Origin of the sequence: Vibrio sp. V43_P6S15P86 (assembly GCF_009904725.1) — a bacterium.
Taxonomy (GTDB): domain Bacteria; phylum Pseudomonadota; class Gammaproteobacteria; order Enterobacterales; family Vibrionaceae; genus Vibrio; species Vibrio diabolicus.
Genome location: NZ_WXWT01000126.1, coordinates 1 through 3,751, shown reverse-complemented (window position 1 = coordinate 3,751; position 3,751 = coordinate 1). Strand labels below are relative to the sequence as shown.

The window sequence follows — 3,751 nt, the reverse complement described above, 5'->3', positions numbered from 1 at the left end:
GCCTACGATGATTCACGTAGAACGTAGTGACTTTTTACGTTGAGTGTCTCCCTATGTTGCTAAGTGTGTTGTATATCATTGGTATCACGGCTGAAGCCATGACAGGTGCGTTGAGTGCTGGTAGAAGAAAAATGGACTGGTTTGGTGTTATGTTGGTGGCCAGTGCAACGGCCATTGGTGGTGGCACCGTACGTGACATTTTACTGGGGCACTACCCTCTTGGTTGGGTAAAAAACCCAGAGTTCCTAGCAATCACGTGTGTTGCGGGTGTACTTACCACAGGCTTAGCTAAATGGGTGATTAAGCTAAAAGGCCTATTCATCCGCCTTGATGCGTTAGGTTTGATCGTGTTCAGCATCATCGGAACTAAGATTGCGATGGGCATGGGCTTACACCCTGGAATTTGTATGGTTTCAGCGCTAGTAACGGGTGTATTCGGTGGTCTACTCCGCGACTTAATCTGTCGCCAAACACCGTTGGTACTGCATGAAGAACTTTACGCTTCTGTCGCTCTTATCGCATCAGGAATGTACTTAGCGCTATTAGAATTTAATATTCCCGATGTAACAGCCACTATCATTACACTGATCACCGGTTATATGCTGCGTATGGCCGCGGTACGTTTTAAGTGGCGTCTCCCTTCTTTCAATTTGGAAACGGAAGGCTCACTCCATTAATTTAAATCTAAACGCGTAATGAAAACACATTAAAAAGGCTGCTCATTGAGCAGCCTTTTGTCTCTTTATCAAGCTTATTTTTAAGCTTAAATCTTCGGTGTTTCAGTTGTTACGCCATGGTTTTGACCACGATGACGCAGCAAATGATCCATCACCACAATCGCTAGCATCGCTTCAGCAATGGGTACGGCACGAATACCCACACAAGGATCATGACGGCCTTTGGTGATCAATTGAGTTGGCTCACCTTCTTTTGTGATGGTCTCACCCGGAACTGTGATGCTTGATGTTGGCTTAAGCGCAATGTTAGCCACAATGTCTTGACCAGTTGAGATACCGCCAAGAATACCGCCCGCGTGATTGCTGCCAAAACCTTCAGGAGCAAGCGTATCACGATGTTGACTGCCTTTTTGGTTTACCACATCAAAGCCATCACCGATCTCAACGCCTTTCACCGCATTAATGCTCATTAGCGCGTGCGCGATGTCTGCATCCAGACGGTCAAATACAGGTTCACCAAGACCAACAGGCACGTTAGTTGCCACAACCTGAATTTTCGCGCCAATTGAGTCGCCTTCTTTTTTCAGGTCACGGATAAGTTGGTCAAACGCTTCTACTTTATCAGCATCAGGGCAGAAGAATGCATTATTCTCGATTTCGTTCCAATCTACCTTGTCGATAGAGACATCACCCATTTGTGACAAGTACGCGCGAATCTCAACACCAAACTCATCTTTCAAGTATTTCTTCGCGATTGCACCCGCCGCCACTCGCATTGCGGTTTCACGAGCAGACGAACGGCCACCACCCCGATAGTCACGGATGCCATACTTTTGGTGGTAAGTATAATCAGCATGACCCGGACGGAATTTATCTTTGATGTCCGAGTAATCTTTTGAGCGCTGATCGGTGTTTTCAATTAGCAAACCGATCGATGTGCCTGTGGTTTTGCCTTCAAAAACACCAGAAAGAATTTTAACTTCATCCGGTTCACGACGTTGTGTGGTGTAACGTGATGTGCCTGGACGACGGCGGTCGAGATCGATTTGCAGATCTGCTTCTGTAATTTCTAACCCCGGAGGACATCCGTCTACGATACATCCCAGTGCGATACCGTGACTTTCCCCGAATGTCGTCACTCGGAAATGTTGTCCGATACTGTTTCCTGCCATTACTTCCTCAAGTTTTTATCGCTACGCCCTCTCAAACCAGAGCGCAACTGCTTTCCAATTCTTCGTGGATTCATAGTGGCTTTATTACGTTTTGATGTAAAGAGTTAATATCGGCGAGTTATGCATAAAAAAACACCGAGCATAAAGCTCGGTGTTTTGACATTTAGTGCAAGACCCTATTAGTCTTTGTACAGTTTAAACTCTTCTGCACACTCAACCAGTTGGTCACGCGTTAGCATGAATACGCCGTGACCGCCGTTCTCGAACTCAATCCAAGTGAACGGAATCTGTGGATACTGTTCCATCATATGAATCATTGAGTTGCCGACTTCACAGATAAGAATGCCGTTATCTGTTAGGTAGTCTGGTGCATTTGCAAGAATACGACGCACAAGTTTTAGGCCATCCGTACCGGCTGCTAAACCAAGCTCAGGTTCGTGTGTGAACTCGTCTGGCAGGCTGTTCATGTCTTCTTCATCCACATATGGTGGGTTAGACACGATCAGGTTGTACTTCTCTTTTGGTAGGTCGCGGAACAAGTCAGAGCGAATTGGGAACACTTGTTGCTCCATGCCATGATCTTGTACGTTTTGCTCAGCCACTTGTAGAGCGTCCGTTGAGATATCAATCGCATCCACTTCAGCTTCAGGGAACGCGTGAGCACATGCAATTGCGATACAGCCGCTGCCTGTGCATAGGTCCATGATGCGCGCAGGCTCTTCCACCAACCAAGGTTGGAATTCTGCTTGAATCAACTCACCGATTGGAGAACGTGGCACAAGTACGCGCTCATCAACGAAGAATTCAAGACCGCAGAACCAAGCTTTGTTGGTTAGGTATGCAGTTGGTGTACGTTCATTGATACGTTTTACTACACGCTCAACAATACGCAGACGCTCGCTGGTCGTTAGGCGAGAGTTTAATACGTGCGGAGGCACATCAATCGGCAAGTATAAGGTTGGCAGGATAAGCTGAACCGCTTCATCCCACGCATTATCAGTACCATGACCGTAAAACAGGTTCGCTGCGTTAAAGCGGCTTACCGTCCAACGAATCATATCTTGAAGGGTATGCAGCTCCGATACCGCTTCTTCTACAAAAATCTTATCCAAAATTGCCTCCGAAAAGCGCTACAATACTGCCAATAAAAGTTTATTAATGAAATTGTTTACCTAATGAGCAAAAAAGACACCGAACACGATGACGATTTCGCCTTGTTTCAGGAAGCAGTACAGGGCGTAAAAAAGTTGCGACAGGATACCATAATCCAGCAACCAAAAAAAAATACTAAGCAAAAAGAAATCAATCGCTCCAACCGGGAAGCGAGTGATTCTGAGTTTTACTTCTCCGACGAGTTTGTCCCTCTCTTAAATGAAGAAGGCCCAACTCGTTATGCACGTGACGACGTCTCAACTTATGAAGTTAAACGTCTACGTCGCGGCGTGTATGTACCGGACGTATTCCTCGATATGCACGGCATGACACAACAAGAAGCTAAACGCGAACTTGGTGCGATGATCGCCTACTGCGTCAAAAACGAGATTCACTGTGCGTGTGTGCAACATGGTATTGGTAAACACATCCTGAAACAGAAAGCGCCACTTTGGTTAGCTCAACATCCAGACGTAATGGCATTCCACCAAGCGCCTCTAGAGTTTGGCGGCGATGGTGCGTTGTTAGTTTTGCTCTCGATTCCAGAAAAGTAACTAGCTCACTGTAGAAGCAGTTAAACAAAAAGGCAGGAAATTTCCTGCCTTTCTTCATTCTATATCTAATGTTTAAATGCTTATTTGGTTTCGACGCTTATGGCGTAATATGCCACAGTACTTCACCGTTTTGCGTTTGTAGATCGTATTCAATACATACTAGACCTGATGTAGGAAACATCGGTGGTGCCATGTC

General features: G+C 46.0%; 4 protein-coding genes and 1 pseudogene. 2 read left to right on the top strand and 3 right to left on the bottom strand.

What is annotated here, in order from left to right; translation table 11 throughout:
• Positions 1 to 53 precede the first annotated feature (53 nt).
• Complete coding sequence (locus CAG69_RS05635; protein WP_005397913.1) at positions 54 to 677, top strand: trimeric intracellular cation channel family protein; 624 nt, start codon at positions 54 to 56, stop codon at positions 675 to 677.
• Between the two features lie 86 nt (positions 678 to 763).
• Here the strand turns inward: CAG69_RS05635 and aroC are convergent, their stop codons facing one another.
• Positions 764 to 1,849 carry a chorismate synthase gene (gene aroC, locus CAG69_RS05630; protein WP_017820803.1) on the bottom strand — a complete coding sequence of 362 codons (1,086 nt, stop codon included), beginning with the start codon at positions 1,847 to 1,849 and terminating at the stop codon, positions 764 to 766.
• A gap of 179 nt (positions 1,850 to 2,028) precedes the next feature.
• Positions 2,029 to 2,961, bottom strand: coding sequence for a 50S ribosomal protein L3 N(5)-glutamine methyltransferase (gene prmB, locus CAG69_RS05625; RefSeq protein WP_005397909.1), 933 nt, complete (start codon positions 2,959 to 2,961; stop codon positions 2,029 to 2,031).
• Between the two features lie 63 nt (positions 2,962 to 3,024).
• On the opposite strand from prmB, the gene smrB reads away from it, so the two are divergent.
• A complete protein-coding gene (smrB, locus tag CAG69_RS05620) occupies positions 3,025 to 3,555 on the top strand; it encodes an endonuclease SmrB (RefSeq protein WP_161443094.1) in 531 nt (176 codons plus the stop codon).
• Positions 3,556 to 3,652: 97 nt separating this feature from the next.
• Here the strand turns inward: smrB and CAG69_RS05615 are convergent.
• Positions 3,653 to 3,751 (bottom strand): annotated as a pseudogene (locus tag CAG69_RS05615) (phosphohistidine phosphatase SixA); the annotation flags it as partial.

Bases quoted from the DNA above. Each gene is read 5' to 3' on its own strand.
- smrB (WP_161443094.1), top strand. From the start codon at position 3,025: ATGAGCAAAAAAGACACCGAACACGATGACGATTTCGCCTTGTTTCAG.
- aroC (WP_017820803.1), bottom strand. From the start codon at position 1,849: ATGGCAGGAAACAGTATCGGACAACATTTCCGAGTGACGACATTCGGG.
- CAG69_RS05635 (WP_005397913.1), top strand. From the start codon at position 54: ATGTTGCTAAGTGTGTTGTATATCATTGGTATCACGGCTGAAGCCATG.